Source organism: Peribacillus simplex, from assembly GCF_030123325.1.
In the GTDB taxonomy this organism is placed as follows: domain Bacteria; phylum Bacillota; class Bacilli; order Bacillales; family DSM-1321; genus Peribacillus; species Peribacillus simplex_D.
Genome location: NZ_CP126106.1, coordinates 2,183,317 through 2,204,338 on the forward strand (window position 1 = coordinate 2,183,317; position 21,022 = coordinate 2,204,338).

Genomic DNA, 21,022 nt, shown 5'->3' on the forward strand with positions numbered 1-21,022 from the left:
CGGAGTGATGAATTTCCAAGTACGGAGTACCATCCGAAGAACAAAGGAATATGACTACAAGATTTATTGGATGCGCGTGGAACAAGATAAATAACTATGATGATTATTTAATAATTCAGAAATGGGTAATAGATACATTTCTAGAATAAATACCATAAAATTATTTTACTTTGGTTAGCCATAATATGAATTTTTTATAATCCCATGCAATATATTAAACATATTTGCTTTTAATCCAATTTTTTAGTAACATAGATAATTCATTTATTTTTCATGCAAATAATTTAAGATTAGTTTCTTAAATTATTTATCATTGTTAAATAAACTTTAAATTAACATGTATGTTCACATAAGTTGGAGTAATACTAAATGTGGGATATAATATTTATGTTAAATATGTCTACTACAAATGAGGTTACGCACTATGATAAAGAATGTCCTTAAAACATTGATAATAACTTCATGTACTGGTGAAAAAAGATTTAAACCAGAGAATGAATTAATACAAGATGATTTTAAAACAAATGAAACATTATCCAAAAGAGAAAAAGAACTAGAAGAATATGAATCAAATGCATCTGACTTATACACTGGAATGCAACATTTAAGATTAATGGAAGGGATTGACTTGTTAAGAGAAAATTATGGAAATGATATAGTTGATTTATCCATTATATCAGCTGGTTATGGATTAATTAATGAAAGGAAAAAAATAGTTCCATATGAAGTTACTTTTAACAATATGAATAGTAAAGAAATTAAAGAATGGTCTGACCATTTACAAATCCAAAATTCAGCGAGTAATGAATTTAGTAAGTATGACTTAATCATATTTTTATTAGGTGATAAATATATAAGGTCGCTCCAACTTCCAATTAAAGGGTTGAAGGGAAATCAAAAACTAGTGTTTCTTGCTAGTAAAACCAGTAAAAAATTTATTCCTGATAGTAATCCATACTACTTTTTAGAAGTAGGACAAAATGATGCAAAAGAATTTAGTTATGGTTTAGTTGGACTAAAGGGGTTTTTGTTTAAACTGTTATCTAAAGAGATAGTAACCCACGGAAAAGATTTTCTAAATGAAATCTATAATAATCCAACAGTAATCATGGATGCCTTAAATAAGTACAGAGTAAAAGATAATAGTAACCATCAGCTATCTTTATTTAATGAAAAAGAAAATGAAAGACAATCCTCTAACAAGAAAATGAAAGATAAGAAAAAGAAAGATACCCAATTAGCCCAAGTAAATATTTCTATTCCCGAGTCTCAATATGCTAAGAACTATGGATTACACAATCTTAAATTCTTTATGCCTGAAAATGATGATAGAGTGGATCCTAATTTTAATTTTATTACAGAAGAACATACGAAAGATAGAGACCCTATTTCTGATGATGTTTATGCACATGAAATATATAATAAACCAAACTATGATGGAGTCCTTATTTCTAAAATAAATATAGATCAGACAAAAACTAGAAAAGAGCAAATATTAAATGCTGGTGGATTGCATAAATTCTTGAGACTTCCTAATAACATTCCATTATATGGTGATTGTGGCGCATTTAGCTATATACAGAAAGAAAAGCCACCATATGAAACAGATGAGATTCTTGACTATTATGAACAGATGGGTTTCGATATAGGTACAAGTATTGACCATTTAATCATAGGAAAAATTGCTGATAATGAGGAAATGAGAGAATTCCGTTATCAATTAACATTAAAAAACGCCAATGATTTTATTGAAAAACATAAAGAAGGTAATTATACATTTATTCCATCAGGAATTGCTCAAGGGTGGGACGTTGAATCATATCGTAACTCCTTTACAGAACTAATTAAAATGGGCTATCGTCATATCTCCCTTGGGGGACTTGCACTTGCAAAATCAGAGGAAATATTAGAAATCTTACATGCGATTGCACCAATTGTTCCAGAGTATTTAGAAATTCATTTGCTCGGTGCTGCAAGATTAGATTATCTTGATGTATTCCATAAACTTGGAGTAACTTCTTTTGATTCTACCGCTTTCTTAAAGAAAGCTTGGGGAGGAGCAACTGGAGGAAATTATTTTACTCAAGATAAAAATAAATACGCGGCTTTACGTATCCCACAGGCTGATGAAAAGAAGAATGCGCGTGTTAAGGAACTTGTAAATAGAGGAATTGATACTATAGATGGTTTTATTAAACTTGAACAAAAATCTTTAGGGAATGTGAGAGAATTTGATTTAGGAAAAATAGACATAACCAGTACGGTTGAAACTGTACTTGAATACGATTCCTATTTTGAAACATTAAAGGACTATAAACAAAAATATAAAAAGGAAAAAGCCATAAGAGATAAATATATTTCTGAGAATTTAAATATAAGTGAGCAAGAATTAGATCGTATTGAGAAGGACTTATTAAAAATATTGAAAGAAGTAAACAAAAAGAAAGAAATCATCGGAATGGAGGAATATCTTTTAGGAGATGTAAGCTTCCATTCACTTATTAGTAGGAATGAAGCTCTCTTTAAAGAAGCTTTAGATAATGTAACTTTAGACCATATGAACAAACTTAGAATTGTAGAAAAAGAAGCAATAGAGGTAAAGAATTTGCCTTTATTAAAAGCAACATTAAAGGATTTCTTTGTTGAAAATTTTGATCGTATATATTCAACTAATAAATTAAGACCGCTTTACCATGAAGTATTAACTGACAAACCATGGAAAAGTTGTTCTTGTTCTGTCTGTAGAAATGTAGGTGTTGAAGTAATTATTTTTCGGGGGAATAATAGAAACCGGAGAAGAGGTTTTCACAATACGTATGTTTTTTATAATCAATTAAAGGAAATTGTTAAACAAAAGGAAGGATCATTCTCTTGATCTTTCCTTTTTTCCTTTTAATTTTACCTAACAATAGGGAAACATGTTAATCCCAAAAAAGGATTAAAAAAGTATCTATAGAAAATAATATATAATAAATGAAATAATATTTTATTAAATTATTGTACAGCAATAAAGTTTTTATTTCATGGTAGAAGTCGTCCTTGCATTTTTTAAAAAAATTTAAAACATGGTGATAAAATTGATTAATTTAGAAATAAGCGGTGTACAGAAAATAGATATAAAAGAAAACAAGTCAATATATAGTTATATTGCTACCAAAGAGGAAATATTAAGTTGGAACATAAGAGAGTCAAAAAATCCGTCCTACTATTTGGATGGATTAATAATTATTATATGTAAAACTATAAATGAAAATAAAGAAGGTGAACATCTTACTATTGAGATAGTAGATCCGATTATTATTAGCAAATTTACGAATAAGGAAAGGCAAGAAAAACAATACCTAATTTTCAAAGTGGAAAATTTACCGGAGATACTTCTTAATTCATTCATTAAAAGTAGTAAACTTAATAATTTAGTTGAAATGAAAAGTACTAACTTGAGTAAAAATTCATTAAAACTTATTACCTATTCTTCACTCGAAAATTTAATGTTCGAAATTTTCGAGTTCAGTAATTATTCAAATACAGATGAACTTGGTAGTTTGTTCAAAGACTATTTTGAGCAATTAATTAAAGTGAATGGTCTTTACTTTCCAAATAGTTTACGTGAAGTTCAGGAAATAAAAGAGAAAACAGTTATACATAATTTAAACTCTTGGTATATATTTTTATGCTTTTTTAAAGAACAATTGGAAGATAATGTTGTTGATATTCAAATACCAAACCTAACAATGGAAATTAAATATAAAAATTGGACTGGAACATTTTTTGACCGAGAAAACCCAATATGGGAGGAACTTTATCCTAATTCCAGAAAAAATTATCCTTCCAAAAAAATCAAAATTAAAACTTATAACCATTGGAAAAAATTAACTAAAGAATTGCCTTCAGAATAGGGCAATTTTTTTATTTGGAAATTATCTTTAATAATTCCAACTATAGGTATATAATTAGTTTATCACGTATCTTCACGTATCATTTAAAGGGGTGGGTAATTTGGATTTTTACGTTAGTTGGTCACATAGCGATGCTATATTTTGTGATTATTTTGATTCTTGTCCAATGCTAATTTCAGCCATTCCAGAAAATAAAAATACCCTTAAAAGATTTTCTAACTATCCAAGTAAGTTAATCATTGATTCAGGGGCATTATATTATGCCCAAAAAAAGGGGATTAAGAGTCTAAAAGAAATAATGGACACACAGATGTTTTTAATCGATTCTATACCTGATACTCTCCCAATTAAAATAGTACATTTAGATGAGCCTTTATTAGATAAAAATTCATTATCTGAAAAATATGACTCCGTTGAAAGAACGTTATATAATGCTTTGGAACATATGAAATTATTTAATTCTATTAAATCTCCTAAAAATGTTTCAATGATTGGTGTAATACAAGGGTATGATTTTCCAAGTATTCAATATTCGATTCATGAATTGAAAAAAATGGGGTATACCAGTTTTGGCTTAGGATCTTTATTGAATAAATCTGCAAAAGAACAAATTAAGTATATAAAATATGCCTCAAGTTTTGTTGGACCTGAGAATTTACATATATTTGGAGTTACCGGAATTGAACAAATTAAACAAATGGCAAACTTGAAAATATGTTCGTTTGACTCGAGTCGACCCACTATGGCAGCAGCGTTCTTTCAGGTAATGTATAGTAACCCTTTTAGAACTTATGTAATATCATCGTCTAAAGTGAATAAACCTCAAAAACGCATAGAAAAACCATTAAATTGTAATTGCCCAATATGTTTAGTAAATCCACACGACATACTAAATATCTCCCATCGATATTATATGAAGAAGCGATCTGTTCATAATTATTACCATATAGTTAAAACAATTGAAAAGATAAACAATGTAGAAGGAGGAAATATTGGTTACAAGCCTGGGTAGATCATTTGTCTTGTTTAAGATTATTTTTATTTGGACTAATAGTATCAAAATATACTACGAAAGGTGTGTAGAGATGTCATTGTTCCAGATTTGTTATGGGCCAGAAATTCATTCAGTATTTCATACCATTCAAAAGTACCCTAATATTAGAATGAGTGATTTAGTAAACAAATTTCAATATAAACCTGAGGGTGACATAACTTCGTTAATAGATGCAGTTCTTCAATTCTTACAGGCATTAGAAGTTATAGATATTGACAAAAACAAACAAATATCTACAAAAGAAACTCGCTTGGATTTTATAGACATTCATCTTCGTTTTAATACGATTGCAGAGAAATTAAATGACCCATCAAATCCTAATTATGTTTTTACAACAATGTTCTTTGACTTATTTGTAAAATCTAATACTCTATTTATTCACGATTTACATTTTGAAACAAATAATAGATTTAAAAGTATCTCTATAAGTCAAGAAAAAATTAATGCGTGGAAAAGGATTATGGAATACTTAGGATTGGGTTATCGCTATAATGGGGGGTTCTACGCTCTACCTCAATATAAGTTAATTAAACATTTAATAAATTATATTGGGGATTGGGAGGGTCCACTTCACCTATTTTTTGAAGATAAAATACACCCAATAATACCATGCGTATATAAAGGAAATGTATACAATGGAGTAATTTATAGTATCTTAAATTTAAATGATTCTCACAAAATCCAGTTAACAAGAAAACAAGATTTACCATTTCAGGCTTATGGTGAAAAGAAGGAATGGAATTGGATTACAGTAAGGAGTGAGGCGAGTGTTACCTTGTTTAAATAAAAGTTCTATCAAAAACCTATACAATACGGCCGATGAGAGATACAATTTTTCACCTGAATTTTTTCGTGAGACACATTATCCTCAAGTTTTGAATAGATACTATAAGAATGAATTAATTGAAAAAATGACCGAAGCTCAATTACTAGAAGAACTTGAAGAAGATCACTCATATGGAAATAGAGTTTTTGTGATTTTTGGTTCTACTGGTTCAGGTAAATCAGAGCTTTTATGTTGGGTTAAAGATCAGTGGGAATTTAAAGGAAACACAAGACCGATAATAAGAATTTCACGCAGTGAACTTAATCCACAAATGTTGGTAAAGAAGTGTTATGAGTCAGTCGGTCTAGAAATAGAAGATATAATAATAGATGAAAAGAAATGGGATTTATTAATTAGTAAACCCATTACCATTATTAATCAGATGGTGTGGACAACAATGTCGGAATTTTTCGAAAATGATGATGAAATTGTGCCAGCTACTATGCTACTTAGACCAGTGATTGAAAAAAACATTTTAAAATTCAGTAGGCAAATAAAAAAGGGTACATTATCAACTCCATTAGAAATAATCACAGAACAAGAATTTTCACTATTAATAGAGAATACAACTTTACCAATACAACTTAGTTATAATAAGTTAAGAGACTCTTTATTAAAAAAGTTGGACCATTTCTTATTCCAAGGAACGGATATAATAACTATATTTAAAAGATTATCATCAATTCTCACAAAACAAAAGATAAGGCCTGTTATTCTGATCGATGATCTTGTTCAATCGTTAAATCTTTATTCTGCAGAAGTTTTGGATTATTTTATTACTCTTGAAGAAGGAAATTGGGACGTTGTTATAGGACTAACACCAGGGGTAATAGAGGGGAATAATTTTGAGGCTGGTTTAAAAAATAGAATCAAGAATTTAGATACGATAGATGATCGGGTTAAAAAACTTTGGTTATCAGACGAATCAGGGAGAAATTCTTTTTCCATAGATCGAGATAAAGCGTGTAACTATATAGAAAATTATTTAACTGCTTTAAAGAAAGCGAACGGATATGAGTGCTCCAATAAATGTAAACATGCTAAGACCTGTACTAGTCTTCTAGTGGGCCCAAAGACAAGTTTAAAAGAAATCCCTTTAAATCAACCTCTAATTCAGCGTATCTATGACGCTGTACCAGACGGAAAAGGTTTATTACGGTACATGGTTATCCATTTAAAAGAAATCCTTTCATTTTTTTATAGAAGAATGGACAAAGATTCAACGAAAATTAAACATTATTTCTACAGAGATGTTTATGCCGAACATGAAGATACTCTAATTAAAGTAATAGCTGAAATGTATGCAGATTCAAAAAGTAAGGATATTACCATCCCAAGTGAATTACTTAAACATTTTAATCCCAAATATAATGATAATATTACAGTTAAACTTAAAGTTATAAGTACATTTACAAATAATGTATTTGCTGAAGAGCCTACATTAAAGAAAAGTCCAAAGGTAAACCATATTAGGGATTGGATAGAAGGTCAAAATGTAAATGACCAATTACTTGAGCCAGTTAGAGCGGGTGTAGCAACAATTTTAAATGATGTTGTAAAAGGAACTTCATTTGGACGAGACTATACACCAAGAATGACTAAGTCCACTTCTACTATTCAAAGAACAGAGATTATAAATAGGTTTAAGTATCCTATTACTTTTAAAGAAAATAATAAAAAGAATCAAGTAGTTGTTCAAAAACATTTCAGCCTGCTTAACATAGCCAATTATCAACAGACAAAACTTCAAGATAGATCTGAGATATTTAACGAAATAGCTAATAATCATAATGTGGCACAATGGATTTATCTCGGAGAGAAACTTAAAGATCAATGGAATTTGGAGATAACGCAGGAATTAGGAATGGAATTGGAGCATTTTGCTTATCAATTAAAAAAATATATAACTAAACTTATTAAATTGGGTGAAAGCGAGTGGATTTCTCAAATTGAGTCACCTATTTCACCTGACATACAAGAGAGTGTAGAATTATTATTTTTAGATTGGTTCTCTTTGCGGGATAATATGATAGATTATTATAAACTAGATTTAATGAAGGAAGATTTGAACTTTGAAAAATGGTTATTAACCATAAATCCCTCAAAAGTATTAAATAAATATAGTTTAAAAAATGTACCACTTCAGACCTTCATTTTAAACTTACAAAGAAACATAAAAACCTCTTTTCACCAAGTTATTCCTATAATAGAAGAGAAAATAAAACAAATGAAATCATTCAAAGATTTTATTAAGATACATTCCGAAAACTATTATGAAAAGCTAATGGAAATTATTCATACTGACTATGTAGATGAAATATCACTAGATTACTTACTAAGATTAGATGATCTAGAAAAATGGTTTTCTAGCAACCATGAACAATATTATAAAGAATGGAAGAAACAACGACTTTTAGAGGAAAACATAAACAACATTTTGACATTGCTAGAAGGGAATAACGCTCTTTCCTACAATATTGATACAATTGATAAATTTCAACATTACTTGGTAAATAAATTAAATATAAGGAAACAAGTTTCATATCATCTACTTAACCTTATTGAACATGGTCATACGCAATTACCTAAAAAACAATGGAGAGGTATATTAAAGGAATTGGATGAACACTCGCCACATCTTTTTGAGAAGATTTTAGTTCAAATTTCTATTAGAAAGTAAAATAAGAAAGGAATTTAAAAATCGTTAAGCGCGGGTAGACTATACTTCCATTTTAGGAAGTTATACTGAAAATTTGAATAAATAAATTTCAGACTATTCTTAAATTTATTTAAAAACAGATGGATGTATCCATCTGTTCAGACTGTCGACAAATTCGAAAAAATCGAATCTCCTGACAGTCTTTTTTTTGTTTAATTAAGAAATGAGATTTGATGAGGTGATGAAATGTTAACGAAAAATACACAGTTCAATCGTGATCAATTAGTAATAATAGCATTAGAACAACTTGTGCCTGCTAGCCTGCACAAATTAAAAAAGCCACTTGTCAACATTCCAAAATACACATACACTTCCTGTTGGGACAAAGAGCGCAGGAGGTATTGAGGAGATGTTGGCAGTGGCCGAGATTAATTATATCAGACATGAAGCAAACAAAAAAGATAGGAACTATTCGGAGATTTCAAAGAGATTAGGGAGGGATCCCAGAACAGTAAAGAAGTATGCAGAACAAGAGGATTTCAGTCCAGAAGTTAAACCAAAACAAGATAGACCCTCTCCAGTAATGGATCCATTTAAAAAGATTGTGGATGAATGGATATTGGAGGACTTTAAACAAAAGAAAAAGTTCCGGAGAACAGCTAAGAGAATGTGGGAACAATTAAAAGAAGAGTTTGATTTTAATGGGTCTGATCGAACAGTCCGGAACTATGTATCAAATCGCAAGAAAGAACTAGTAAACGAAGCGAATCAAGCAGCTTTACCACTTGAGTCAAAGGCTGGTTCGGCGCAAGTAGACTTTGGGGAAGCTCCCTTCAACTATCAAGGTGAAGAAATACATTGCCGTATTTGGTTCTATCTTTCCCTTACAGTAACGCCTTTTATTTTCAAGTATTCCCCTCTCAAAACCGAGAGTGCTTTTTGGAAGGGTTAAAACGTATTTTTCACCATATGGGCGGAGTTCCAAAAACGATAAGGTTTGACAATCTTTCAGCTGCCGTTAAGAAGGTATTGCCAAATGGAGAACGGCAGTTAACGGAGGAATTTCAAAACTTCGTTCTTCACTATGGGTTTGAGTATGAATTTTGTAATCCCAATAGTGGCAATGAAAAAGGGACGCTTAATAAGCTGTTCAAGCAAATTGAGAAACTTGATTTATTGATTTTGGATGAACTTGGTTACATCCCGTTACATAAACAAGGGGCAGAATTATTATTTCAAATCATTTCTATGTGTTATGAAACAAAGAGTATTATTATTACGACGAATCTACAGTTTGGTCAATGGAATCATGTCTTCGGGAATCCAATCTTAACGGAGGCAGTCTTTGCCCGGCTTATTCACCATTCACATTTAATTGTATTTAATGGCGATAGCCATCGCTATAAAGAGTCAGTTACACCGAATTAATATAATCGTTGGCAAGTGGATACATTTTTGATTGCCGTTTTATGCATTTTTTGCTTGCCAAATACAAATAGGGGGCTGTCCGAAAATAAAGGTACATTGGAGGAGTTCCAGAATCACTTAGTCCAGCAACTGAAAGTTCAAAACAGGTATATCGTCATATACTCAACCTAATTGAACAAGGACAAACTGATCTTCCTAAAAAACAGTGGAGAGGAATTTTAAGGGATTTTAGATGAATTTGCTCCTGAGATATTTGATACGGTAACAATTAAGATGATCATAGAAACAAAATAAAAAGAAAAGAAAAACTCCTAATTTCTAGTTATAAACTAAGGCTTAGGAGTTTTTTTGTTTAATAGAATACTGATTGGAAATGTTGTTTTTACGATCTCTAATCATACCTTTGACTAATTTTTTACAAAAATAGATATGAACTAACATTTGGTTCTATTTACCTGTATAATTATATCTGTATAAATGTAGCGTTCTACCTTCTTCTTATTTATTTGCTAGGTATAATTACTATTTTTTAAAATTTTCTGTGTTATTGTCTATATATAGAATTAAATTATATTAAACTAATAAAATTTGAAGTTTTATTAAAAAGGTGGAGAATTAATGAATAAATTAATAGAAGGCATGTATGTCCGATGTCCAATTGATAATGAGCATCCAGGATTACCACGACGTTTTGCATTGGGGCAAGTAATAGAAGTTAATGAACTAATGGATGAAGTAAAAGTGAAATTTTACGAAATAAATCCACAATTAATGATCACCACCCTATATCAAATAAGTGACACACAATCATTTCCTATCAGTGATGTGGTACACTGTGAAATTTACCTGAATACTGAGATTAAGATTAATTCTAAACAAACAGGTTCAATTATTAATAAGGCAGAATCTAAGAAAAATGGATATTACCAATATTATGTGAAATTTATTCAAGGTGGCAAAAGTTATATTGAGGTATTTACTGAAGAAAAACTTTTAGTTCCATTTTCTGCTAGTAATAGTGATCCTATATATCAATTAAAAAGTTACGAGTTCCATAATCCAGTATGGTACCATAATCGTCAAGTTGTTTCGGGGGCATTACACACTTTAACAAACGCTACTTTTGGTTTTGAAACACTAGTTGGTTCTCGTGTGTTCCTCATGTCACATCAAGTTGATACAATTGTGCGAGCAATCTCAGAAAACCCTTGTCGCTTTATGTTAGCAGATGAAGTAGGACTTGGGAAAACAATTCAAGCAGGCGTTATAAAAAAAGGTTTAGAATATCGATTGGGAAAGATGAAAGTCATTATTATTGCACCAGAATCTCTCGTTTATCAATGGAAAAATGAATTGTATTACAAGTTTTGGGAAAAAATTCCTGTCTGGACGGAGGGCGACTTAAATCCACCAGATCAAATGATCTTTCCACTAGAAAAAGTGAATACAAATGAAGGTATAAGGGTTCTTCGGGAAAAATGGGATTTATGTATCATTGATGAGACACATCGTTTACTGAACTTAGAAGCGGAATATAACATTATTGAGAGATTAAGTAAACGAGTACAACATCTATTACTACTGAGTGCTACCCCGATACAATCACGTAGAACGGAGTATCTTAAACTATTAAGATTGTTGCAACCGGAAAAGTATTCAAGAATAAGCAGGGTAGAGTTCGACCAATTAATCGAAAAGCAAGCATATTTGAGTGGGAAAATCCATGGCTTAGTTCGTGACTTGGACGATTACGATGAGGATGTAGAATTTTTTATTGAAGAATTAGAAGATGTAGTAGAAGAATTAAATGACTCTATTTTAGAAGGTCTAGTGGCTAAAATTGATGTTAAAACTGAGGATCAGGGTTTATCTGATGTGCGATTAGTACTAGCCTATATTGCTGAACACTATCAAATAGAGCGAAAAATTATTAGACATCGCCGTAAAGAGTTGGGTGAAAAGCTAGCAAAACGTTCTTCTGAATTGGTTAGCTACGATATGAAAGGGGCAGACGAATTATTCTATGAATTTGAGTCCTATGATAAACTATTGGACTATTTAAGCGAGTTTCCTGAAGAGGATGCGAAATATAAAAAATTATTTCTATCAGCTATGTTTAGTTCACCTTTTGCATTGGAATCTATCTTAAATAATAGAAAAAGAGTTGTAACAGAAAATGGATTTAACGCAACTACTGCTGTCATAACGCGCTCTAATACGTCAATTATTGAATCTACTAGGGTTATAGCAAATGAGAAAAATCTATTAAATGAATTATGTGAGACTGTTTCACAATGGAAGGCCGCAAATACACTTGAATTAAAAAGATTTGAAGAACTTTATGATGAACCTGATAAGATCAAAGGTCGCTTGATGAAAGTATTGGATTATATATCTGAGTCATTAAGTGGAAAAATTGTCATATTCACCTCTTGGAAAGAAACATTAACGGAGGTAAAGTCCGTTTTAATTAATAAATTTGGTGAAGATTCGGTACGAACTTTCCATAGTGGAATGAGTGATCAAGAATTACAGCGATCTGTTGATGATTTTCAACAAAAACCTAATTGTAAATTTATGATATGTGATGAACTCGGTGGAGAAGGTAGAAACTTTCAAATTGCCGATGAGGTCATTCATATCGATTTACCTTGGTCGCCTTCGATGTTGGAGCAACGAATTGGGCGATTAGACAGGATTGGTAGAGAAAAAGAAGTCCTATCAGTTGTGTTTGTGACTGAGGAATCAGTAGAATCTGATTTATATAGCTTATGGGATGAGGGACTCAATATCTTTAAGGAATCGTTAAGTGGGCTTGAGATTGCACTTGGAGATATAAATGAACAGATTGATCAAGCCTTAACAACAAATATTCGTCATGGGTTGTCTGACGTTTTAGAAACAATGCAATCTACTTTGGAAGATATGCGAAAAAAAGTGGAGATTGAACGTTATTATGATATGGCACGCCAACTTGATGAAAATGTCCAAGAGCAATTAACCAATTTAATTAATAAATTTGATGGAAATAATGGTGAATTGCTTGCGAAAACCATGATGTCATGGGCAAGCTTGGCTGGTTTAAATGGAAAATCAGGAGAGCACGGTGAGGTTACCGTGTTTACCCCAGAAGGCGTAAGCTTAAGATCAATGAAAAATACATTATTGATCCCACCTTTTAATATGCAAGAAGCTCATAAACGCTCAAAACGAGCGGGTGAAGTAAGAGGAACATTCAATCGTAGAAAAGCAGTGGAACGTGAAGATCTCATATTTTATGCGCCTGGAGAACCTTTCTTCGATTCCATTGTCAATAATGCTAGTTCATCCGACCTAGGTAGATGTTCTGCCTTTTATCGGAAGAATACAGGTGTAAATTGGAAAGGGTTTATCTTAACTTGGTCGGTTTCAATAGACCCTAGTGAATTATTAGATAAAAACCAAGAAATAGAGAATCTTGTACTGGCACAAGGATATGTTCCACTTGAACAGTACCATACGATACATGGGTATGCTGAACTCGATCAATCGATTGATACCGAAAGAATAAGAATTATTCTTTCTTCCTATGGTAGTACTCATAAAGCAGAACATTTGGGGAAAAGAGGAAATGGTAGAGTCACACAGTTCAAAGAACTTTTTCCTAAGGATGAATGGATTCCTAAGGTAGAGCAGGTATATGAACAAAGTTATCAAGAGGCACAACAACTATTATCAAAGATGATAGATGTGAAACGTGCTGAAACTGATTTCCAACGTCGTTTAGATGGAAGAAAGGCCGCGAATATCTTTTTTAATAAGATAGATATTAAGGATGTAGAAGAACTCGATGAACTATCAAATATTTATAATTCTTTATTAGAAGGGTTAAAACGTCCGAAAATAACATTAGAATCTGCTGCATTTGGGTGGTTGGTGGAATAAAATGCGAAATGCCTTACAAATAACGGAAGAAATGTTGTTAAAAAAAATCACTCCTATAGAGGGATTTAAGCTAATTCAAGAGTGGATTAAAAGTCAAAGGGACCCAAAAGAAACTTCGAGAGCCTATAGTATTCTGCGCTTAGCTCGTTGCTTATTTAAGATTGAAAATCAGCATATAACGGATACATGGCGGGATGCGGCTGGTCATCTGCGCCAAATTATTCTGATGTATCATGTCGGTTTTCTTTTACATGAAGATTTTTTAAAACCATTTTTTAAATTAAGAAAGGAATTTGGTTTTACCATTGATTATGCAGGTGAGATTAACTGTAAGTTATCACTTCCAAGTTGGTTAAACCATGCAGATAAAGTGTCAAGTGTATATGATCTAGAGGCGAGGCGTAAAACAAAACGGCGTCTAGGTGATGGAGTCCTTTTTCAAGCTACAGGGTATGAAGAATATGTGTCGAAGGAACAAAAAGCATTGGTGCGAGTAAGTATGACGATGCAAGAAGGTGAAACCCTTCTAGCTTGTTTACCAACTGGCGGTGGAAAAAGTCTTATTGGTCAACTTCCTGCCTATTTTGCGACAAAGGGAGGAAGAATTCATGGTGGTGTAGCAAGTGCAGGTACAACCATTGTTATTGTACCTACAGTTGCTCTTGCTATTGATCAAAATAGAGCATCTAGGAAATACTTTAAGAATGCACGTAGTGAGGGACATTGTCCACAAGCCTACTACGGTGGAATATCTGAAGAAAAGAAAAAAATTATCTATGATGGAGTGAGAAACGGAACAATCCCACTTCTTTATACATCACCTGAGGCCGTTATTAATGGAGCACTGTATCCAATCATTATTAATGCAGCTAAAGAAAATCGAATTAACCGTTTGGTGATTGATGAAGCACATATCGTAGTAGATTGGGGTAGTGCATTTAGAACTGACTTTCAGTTATTGTCTGTCTTTCGGAAGAAGCTTATGGAGGCTAGTAATGGAAGGCTTAAAACGATCTTACTATCTGCTACGATAACTGATGCAGCTGCGTCGACACTTACAAAGTTATTTTCTGAAGACAATAACCTAAGTGAGTTTCGAAGTGATGCCTTACGTTATGAACCTATATTCTTTTTAGATCGACCAGTAAGTGAAAATGAAAGAGAAGCACGTATTCTTGAGATTATACCACTATTGCCAAGACCACTTATTTTATATGTTTCAAGTAAAGAGAGCGCGAGAGAATGGGAAAAAGCTATTCAGGTATCAGGGTTCTCTTCCATTACTAAGTTTACAGGTGAAACAAATAGTGAAGAACGTGAACAGATTCTTGAAAAGTGGAATTCGAACTCCCTTGATATGATCGTTGCTACATCAGCTTTTGGTATGGGTGTAGACAAAAGTGACGTCAGAACAGTTATTCATTGTTGTATTCCTGAGAGCATCAATCGGTTCTATCAGGAAGTTGGTCGTGGAGGACGAGATGGTTATGCGTCTATTAGTTTACTTAGCGCAACAAAAGAGGACGAACTTGTTCAGTTGAATAAAAGTGCCGTTCTAACAGTTGATAATATGGTTGAACGTTGGGAGAGAATTCGTCGATCAGCAAAGGAGTTTACAGGTGATTCCTTCTGGGTCGATCCCAATACTCGGCCTCATCATTTGCGTAACCAAGAAACAGGTGGGCCTAATGCGAGTTGGAATGAAACAACCATCCTGTTCTTATATCGTCATGGACTACTTGATATTTTGGATATAAAAAAACGTGACAAGGATCAGCGACGTCAACTGCTAGTAAAGATGATTGACGTCGAATCACTCAGTGATCGTGATTTACTAGATGAAAAAATAGAACCTTTCAGAAAGTTGGAACGTGAACGTTTTAACTATGAGTTTGAAAAAATGAAAAGTATGGTAACGGATGTTGAATATGAATGCTTTAGCACTTATTTTCAAGATATCTATCCATATGCAAGCGATACATGTGGCGGATGTCCGGCATGCCATGCTGAAGGAACATTACCTTTTCAATATCCGACTTTGACAGAAGTAGCGATAAATACACAAGATAAATTAGTTCCCTTAGAGGGAACTTTAAAACAATATTTAGGTGGTTATAAAGAACTGTTTCTATACTCTAACAAAAAGTTTACCAATGAGCTCATTTTAAATATTGTAAATGGAGTGGTTAATTCAAGAGTACAAGCAGTAATTATCCCCAAATTGATAGGCGTTTCAAGAAATCATTTTGTTAAGAATTTACCAAAAGAAACTCCACTTAGTTATTCGATTCTTGAGATGGATGAAATTGAACAACAACCACATATGTATAGTTTATCAGGAAGCATTGCAATTATTTATCCAGATCAAGAAAAGCGGAGTGATTGGTTATACCACTGGGCCGTTAATTATCAACAAAGAGGCGAAAATAACCGAGTCATTCATATTGCAAAGAAAGATTGTTTTATTCATTCAGAGCAAAAACAATTACAAGAGCTACTTGATGGCTCCTTATGTAACATAGAGCAGATTTTTATAAATGAGGATGAAGAAGATTGGTTTTAAAAATTTTAGTAAAGGATGGTGATTAATATGCCATTTATACCACGTCTAGCTAACACGATGATGCCTAATAGGGTTTTAGCTTTATGCCAACTTGTAGCTTATAAGTCTTTATCTAAACAACAATTATCAGATTTACTTCAACCAAACCATTTAAACAATGCTAAATCTCAATTCTCAGATGTATTTAGGTTGGCAAAAGAAGGCCGTTTAATTGAAGAGGATAAGACAATAGACAAAGTGAATCTATTAGTTAACAAAAAGGATATTGAAACACCAACTACGTTTCGACGTCTAATTTCAAGATTAGCCTTATCTAAATCAGATCTTATGTTTTATAAGTTTACGAGTTGGTACTTAATGCGCGGAGCAAAGGTTTTTGGAGAGTCTAGTAAAAAGCTTGCAGATGAATTTAATAGTGAAATGCAATTTGAAAAGGATTCTCCAAATGAATTTAATGATACCAACATTAATGCATGGAAATCATGGGCATCTTTTCTTGGGTATGGGTTTCTAAATAGTGGAGTTGTCATTCCGAATACAGAAATCCGTTTAGCAGATTTACTGATGGAAAATAAAGGTCTGACAAGAGGACAGTTTATTCCATTTGCTGAATTTATGAAGTGGCTTTCTACCACATCACGAGAACTTGATGGTGGGGAAATTTTTAATAATAGTAAAGGGGCAGGGGAATTACCATCTCAAACTTTGACATTAGGTTTATCTTCAGGTTTAAGAGCCCTACATGATCATAAAATTATTGAATTACATTATCAATCAGATGCCTTGGATACATGGTTCCTAACGAAATGCAATACTCACGAAATCGTAATGGAAGTATCAGAAATAAAGATTAGGCGGTGATATATATGAATAATCCAAATAAAGAACAATATTTGGACAAAGTGGCCGATGTGATCCGAACGGATGCTACGAATATTGACGAAGTTAACTTCCTTGCTACACATACACCCTTTAAAAAGTTAATACATGTTACGAGCGGAATTAAAGAAACAGGAAAATCAGAAATGGATGAGGAGACATTCTTTCGGAAACAAGTATTAAACCGTCGAAATGATCACCAATTTATTATTGTTCAAGGGGATAATGGAACAGGAAAATCTCATTTTATCCGGTGGGTAAAGGAACGATATGAGAAATCAGTTAATTTAGATGAAGAAGCCGTACTATTCATTTCTCGTTCACAAAGTACGTTAAGAGGTGCTCTTGAACAAATTATCAATTCAGGAATATTCGAAGAAAGTGATACGATTGATAAAATTAAAAAGTTGATTTTAGCGAATGAGCATTTAAAAGAAAATGATTTAAAACAAAATATTATTCATCAATTCGCGATCGCTGTCCAAGGTGATGAGGAGACAGCTAGTTTACCAAGTAAAATCAAGAAAAACTTATATGCCTTTCTTGTAGAACCGTCTATTCAAGAGTTTATGTTCAGGGAATCGGGTCCAATTGAAAGAATTAAAATGAGATTAGCTGCTGAAAGTTCAAATGAGCGGCTAGATGATATTTCTCCACGCTTTAAGGCAGAAGACTTTGTCATAACAGTTGATTTACTTCAAACCTTTAGGCAATCTGATGCATCGAAACGTTCTATGAAGCTGGCTGAATCTCTTTTTAATAATGAAAATCCTGCTCAACTTAGACTGGATCTTGCTAACTACTTAAATCAATTTTTAGAAACGGTTGTCCAACGCTGTGCCAATTTAAGAGGTTCAGACTTAAAAGACGTATTTCAGCAACTTCGAAGAGAATTGAAAGTAAACAATAAAAACTTAACGCTATTTATTGAGGATATTACTTCATTTACAGGAATTGATCGTGCATTGGTTGAAGTGCTAGTCACTGAACATAAAGGAACAGATTATAACGAAGAATACTGTCGACTTCTTTCCTTTGTTGGGATTACAAATGAGTACTATAAGACTACGATTCCTGATAATCTGAAAGAAAGGGTAACAGGTCGAGTTTTAATTGATAAGGCTGCATTATTTGATGGTAATCAAATTTCAGAAATGGCTGCTCGATATCTTAATGCCATTTATATAGAACGCAGCCAACTTGTTAAATGGGTAGATAATGGAGCAGATGAAGGATCGCTTCCGATTTCCGCAGAATACAAAGATTTTGAATGGGCTAACTTTCATTTGAAAGATAAGCGTACGTTAACATTGTTTCCTTTTAACAAAACAGCTTTAGAAAACTTTTATCATGCATTAGAAAATAAAACACCCAGGAGATTTTTGAAACATGTTTTAACGCATCTATTGCAATTATTTTTTGCCAATGATGAGTTTCCACCTAAAATTATTGAATTAACAAATGAGTTTCCTCATTTATCTAATTTCAAGGATGTCATCACATCAAAACGTATAATAGAGAACAAGGAACCTCAACATAGCGAACGATTGACCTCCTTCTTAAGAGTGTGGGGAAATGGTACAGTCGATACGGTTCAGCATAACAATGAAATGACAGTTGGTGGATTGTCAAAAGATGCCTTTTATGCTTTTAGTTTACCCTTTATTGCAGATAAAAATCGAGTGGTCAAGCCACAGGTTGAACCAACTGTAACGATCCCCCCTACTGGAGGAGGGAAAATTGATCGTCCTCCTGATCCAATAGTTCCGGTGGTCCTACCAATAGCTAAAAATCCTGGTCAAGATGCATTTGATAAGGTTGTTTCAGAACTGGAACAGTGGATGAATGGGATAGGAAAGATAAAAAGTTATTCCAATTTCAGGGAAGACATTTACAATGCCTTTATTGATTTTATTGATTGGGAAGCGGAGAATATTTCTTCTCGTTTAGTTAGCGACCACTTTCAAAGTCGGAGAATTCATATCGAAGGTCAAACCGTATCAACAGCAGGCAGTGAAGTACTATTAATAGAGAAAAAACCTTCTACTTACTATGCGCTATTATCGATGGCCGCATGGCGACATCTCGGGAATAAATCATGGGATTTTGAGAGTAGCATTGATTATTTACCTGGTTTTTATAATTGGCTTCATGAAGAAAAAGAGAATGTAATAGCTTATATAAAGTACCCAAAAGAAGTGACGAATCGTGAAAAATGGGAGTTTTCAAAATGGGTTCTTATAGCAAATTACCAATTAACGGTATTATCAGGGAATCTGAACCGAAGTGACATGTCTTCTTTAAAAATTTATGAAGCTTTATTTCAGCAACCACAGATTCCGATTGAGGAACATCGCTCTTCAGAATGGACATCTATGCAAAAGCGACTTAATAACTCTGGGACCAATCGGCTAGTTCAGACAAACTACGATTTATTAAAAAGCATGTATAACCGTGTCCAAGGAAAGATTACTGATAAAACAGGAGTTCATTTTATTGATGCTGCAAAAATTTTAAAAGAAATTAAACTTCTAAAAAAACAGAATTGGGATATGGAGAAATTAGAATTACCTGATAATACTCTTTATAGAGAATCGACTCGATTTACGTCTTTACAACTATTAGATCTATTGAGAAATGGATTACCTCTTGCAATTAAAGGAGAATGTAATTTAATTCAGGAGAGAATAAATAGCATAATGAATTATATTGGTTCTGATGAAACAGTGGATCAATTATTTAATGAAATGCGGGATTTGTTAGGCTATTTCAAAAGTATTAACGAGGGTTTTGTTAGTGAAGATTTTAGTTCTTTACAAAAACGTGATTTAAACCATGAGCAGCTTCTTTTTCAATTGAAGTCATTAAAACAAGTGGAAGAGTGGGAGAATGACCAATTATTAGTAGGTTTAATAACCGTTCCTCATACACGAATCGTTGAATATATCAAATTGTTTGAAAAGATGGACCGATTGTTAAAAAATAGATACGATAAATTTGATGAAAAGCACAAAAAGTTAGATCAAAAGTTAAGAGAAGGTCAAACGAAACAAGTAATTGAAGATACACGCAATTATTTGGAAAAATTACGTAATGATATTGAAGACATCCATAAGGAGGTGTCATCAAATGTTATTAGATAAGGTTATATCGACTCGTAAGTTAATTGAGCAAGTAAAAATAGAGGAAGATAGGTTGAGTAAGTATGAAGATTATCGAGAATTTAGTCAAAAATTAGTCGATCAATCAAGTGCATATTACGAGTTTATTAACGCCATTAAAAGCCTTGAAGCGACATATCCAGAAGAGTTTATGAAACCTGATATGTCCAAAGTAATAGAAAAGATTAATGAATTACTTGAAACCTTTGAAAACGACCCTAAACAAAATAAAATTAATTATTTAACGAAGGAAATAGATAATTTTAATACCGAATGGCATGAAAAATGGACTAAGTTCGCATCCTCAAAAAGTCAGGATGTAATCCGAGGTTTATCCTCTATTAAACAGGTGGCAGGATTGGATACCGATATCAATGATATTATTCATTGGTTGGAAGTTCTGACAAATAAGTGGCCAATATCTGAAAGAAATCTACAACAGTTTACGAGGTATCTTATTCGCGCTAGAGAAAAGTTAACGAATATTAATGCGTCACCTGAGGTACAAAAGTTTCTTGATTCAGTGGCAAATAACAAAGCAACCATCAACGATGTTACTCCAGAAATAATCCGTTGGTTAAATGAAAATAATTTTTCAAGTAACTTAAAGATCACATATAAATAATTTTGTC

General features: G+C 32.5%; 11 protein-coding genes and 1 pseudogene. All 12 read left to right on the top strand.

What is annotated here, in order from left to right; genetic code table 11:
* Positions 1 to 424: 424 nt before the first annotated feature.
* The 12 genes and pseudogenes from dpdA to QNH43_RS10505 all read left to right on the top strand — a co-directional run bounded on the left by dpdA (position 425) and on the right by QNH43_RS10505 (position 21,015).
* Positions 425 to 2,875: a tRNA-guanine transglycosylase DpdA gene (gene dpdA, locus QNH43_RS10450; protein ID WP_283917764.1), complete on the top strand. Its 2,451-nt coding sequence runs from the start codon at positions 425 to 427 to the stop codon at positions 2,873 to 2,875.
* 202 nt (positions 2,876 to 3,077) lie between these two features.
* Complete coding sequence (locus tag QNH43_RS10455; protein WP_283917765.1) at positions 3,078 to 3,896, top strand: ParB N-terminal domain-containing protein; 819 nt, start codon at positions 3,078 to 3,080, stop codon at positions 3,894 to 3,896.
* Positions 3,897 to 3,996: 100 nt separating this feature from the next.
* Entirely contained in the window at positions 3,997 to 4,908 is a 912-nt protein-coding gene (locus QNH43_RS10460; RefSeq protein ID WP_283917766.1) for a tRNA guanosine transglycosylase family protein, read from the top strand.
* 73 nt (positions 4,909 to 4,981) lie between these two features.
* Entirely contained in the window at positions 4,982 to 5,737 is a 756-nt protein-coding gene (locus QNH43_RS10465; protein ID WP_283917767.1) for a hypothetical protein, read from the top strand.
* Positions 5,718 to 8,456, top strand: a complete 2,739-nt coding sequence (locus tag QNH43_RS10470) for a hypothetical protein (protein ID WP_283917768.1) — start codon at positions 5,718 to 5,720, stop codon at positions 8,454 to 8,456. The genes QNH43_RS10465 and QNH43_RS10470 overlap by 20 nt, the downstream gene beginning before the upstream one ends.
* 397 nt (positions 8,457 to 8,853) lie before the next feature.
* Complete coding sequence (locus QNH43_RS10475; protein WP_434060167.1) at positions 8,854 to 9,387, top strand: hypothetical protein; 534 nt, start codon at positions 8,854 to 8,856, stop codon at positions 9,385 to 9,387.
* A 170-nt stretch (positions 9,388 to 9,557) separates the two neighbouring features.
* Positions 9,558 to 9,863, top strand: a pseudogene (locus tag QNH43_RS10480) (ATP-binding protein); the annotation flags it as partial.
* Between the two features lie 618 nt (positions 9,864 to 10,481).
* On the top strand, positions 10,482 to 13,787 hold the full coding sequence (locus QNH43_RS10485; RefSeq protein ID WP_283917769.1) for an SNF2-related protein: 3,306 nt from the start codon (positions 10,482 to 10,484) through the stop codon (positions 13,785 to 13,787).
* Position 13,788: 1 nt separating this feature from the next.
* Positions 13,789 to 16,350 (top strand): protein DpdF, encoded by a 2,562-nt coding sequence (dpdF, locus tag QNH43_RS10490; protein WP_283917770.1) that lies wholly within the window; start codon positions 13,789 to 13,791, stop codon positions 16,348 to 16,350.
* Between the two features lie 27 nt (positions 16,351 to 16,377).
* A complete protein-coding gene (locus QNH43_RS10495) occupies positions 16,378 to 17,211 on the top strand; it encodes a hypothetical protein (RefSeq protein ID WP_283917771.1) in 834 nt (277 codons plus the stop codon).
* A gap of 5 nt (positions 17,212 to 17,216) precedes the next feature.
* Complete coding sequence (locus QNH43_RS10500) at positions 17,217 to 20,372, top strand: hypothetical protein (RefSeq protein WP_283917772.1); 3,156 nt, start codon at positions 17,217 to 17,219, stop codon at positions 20,370 to 20,372.
* A complete protein-coding gene (locus tag QNH43_RS10505) occupies positions 20,359 to 21,015 on the top strand; it encodes a hypothetical protein (protein WP_283917773.1) in 657 nt (218 codons plus the stop codon). The genes QNH43_RS10500 and QNH43_RS10505 overlap by 14 nt, the downstream gene beginning before the upstream one ends.
* The last annotated feature ends 7 nt before the right edge of the window (positions 21,016 to 21,022 follow it).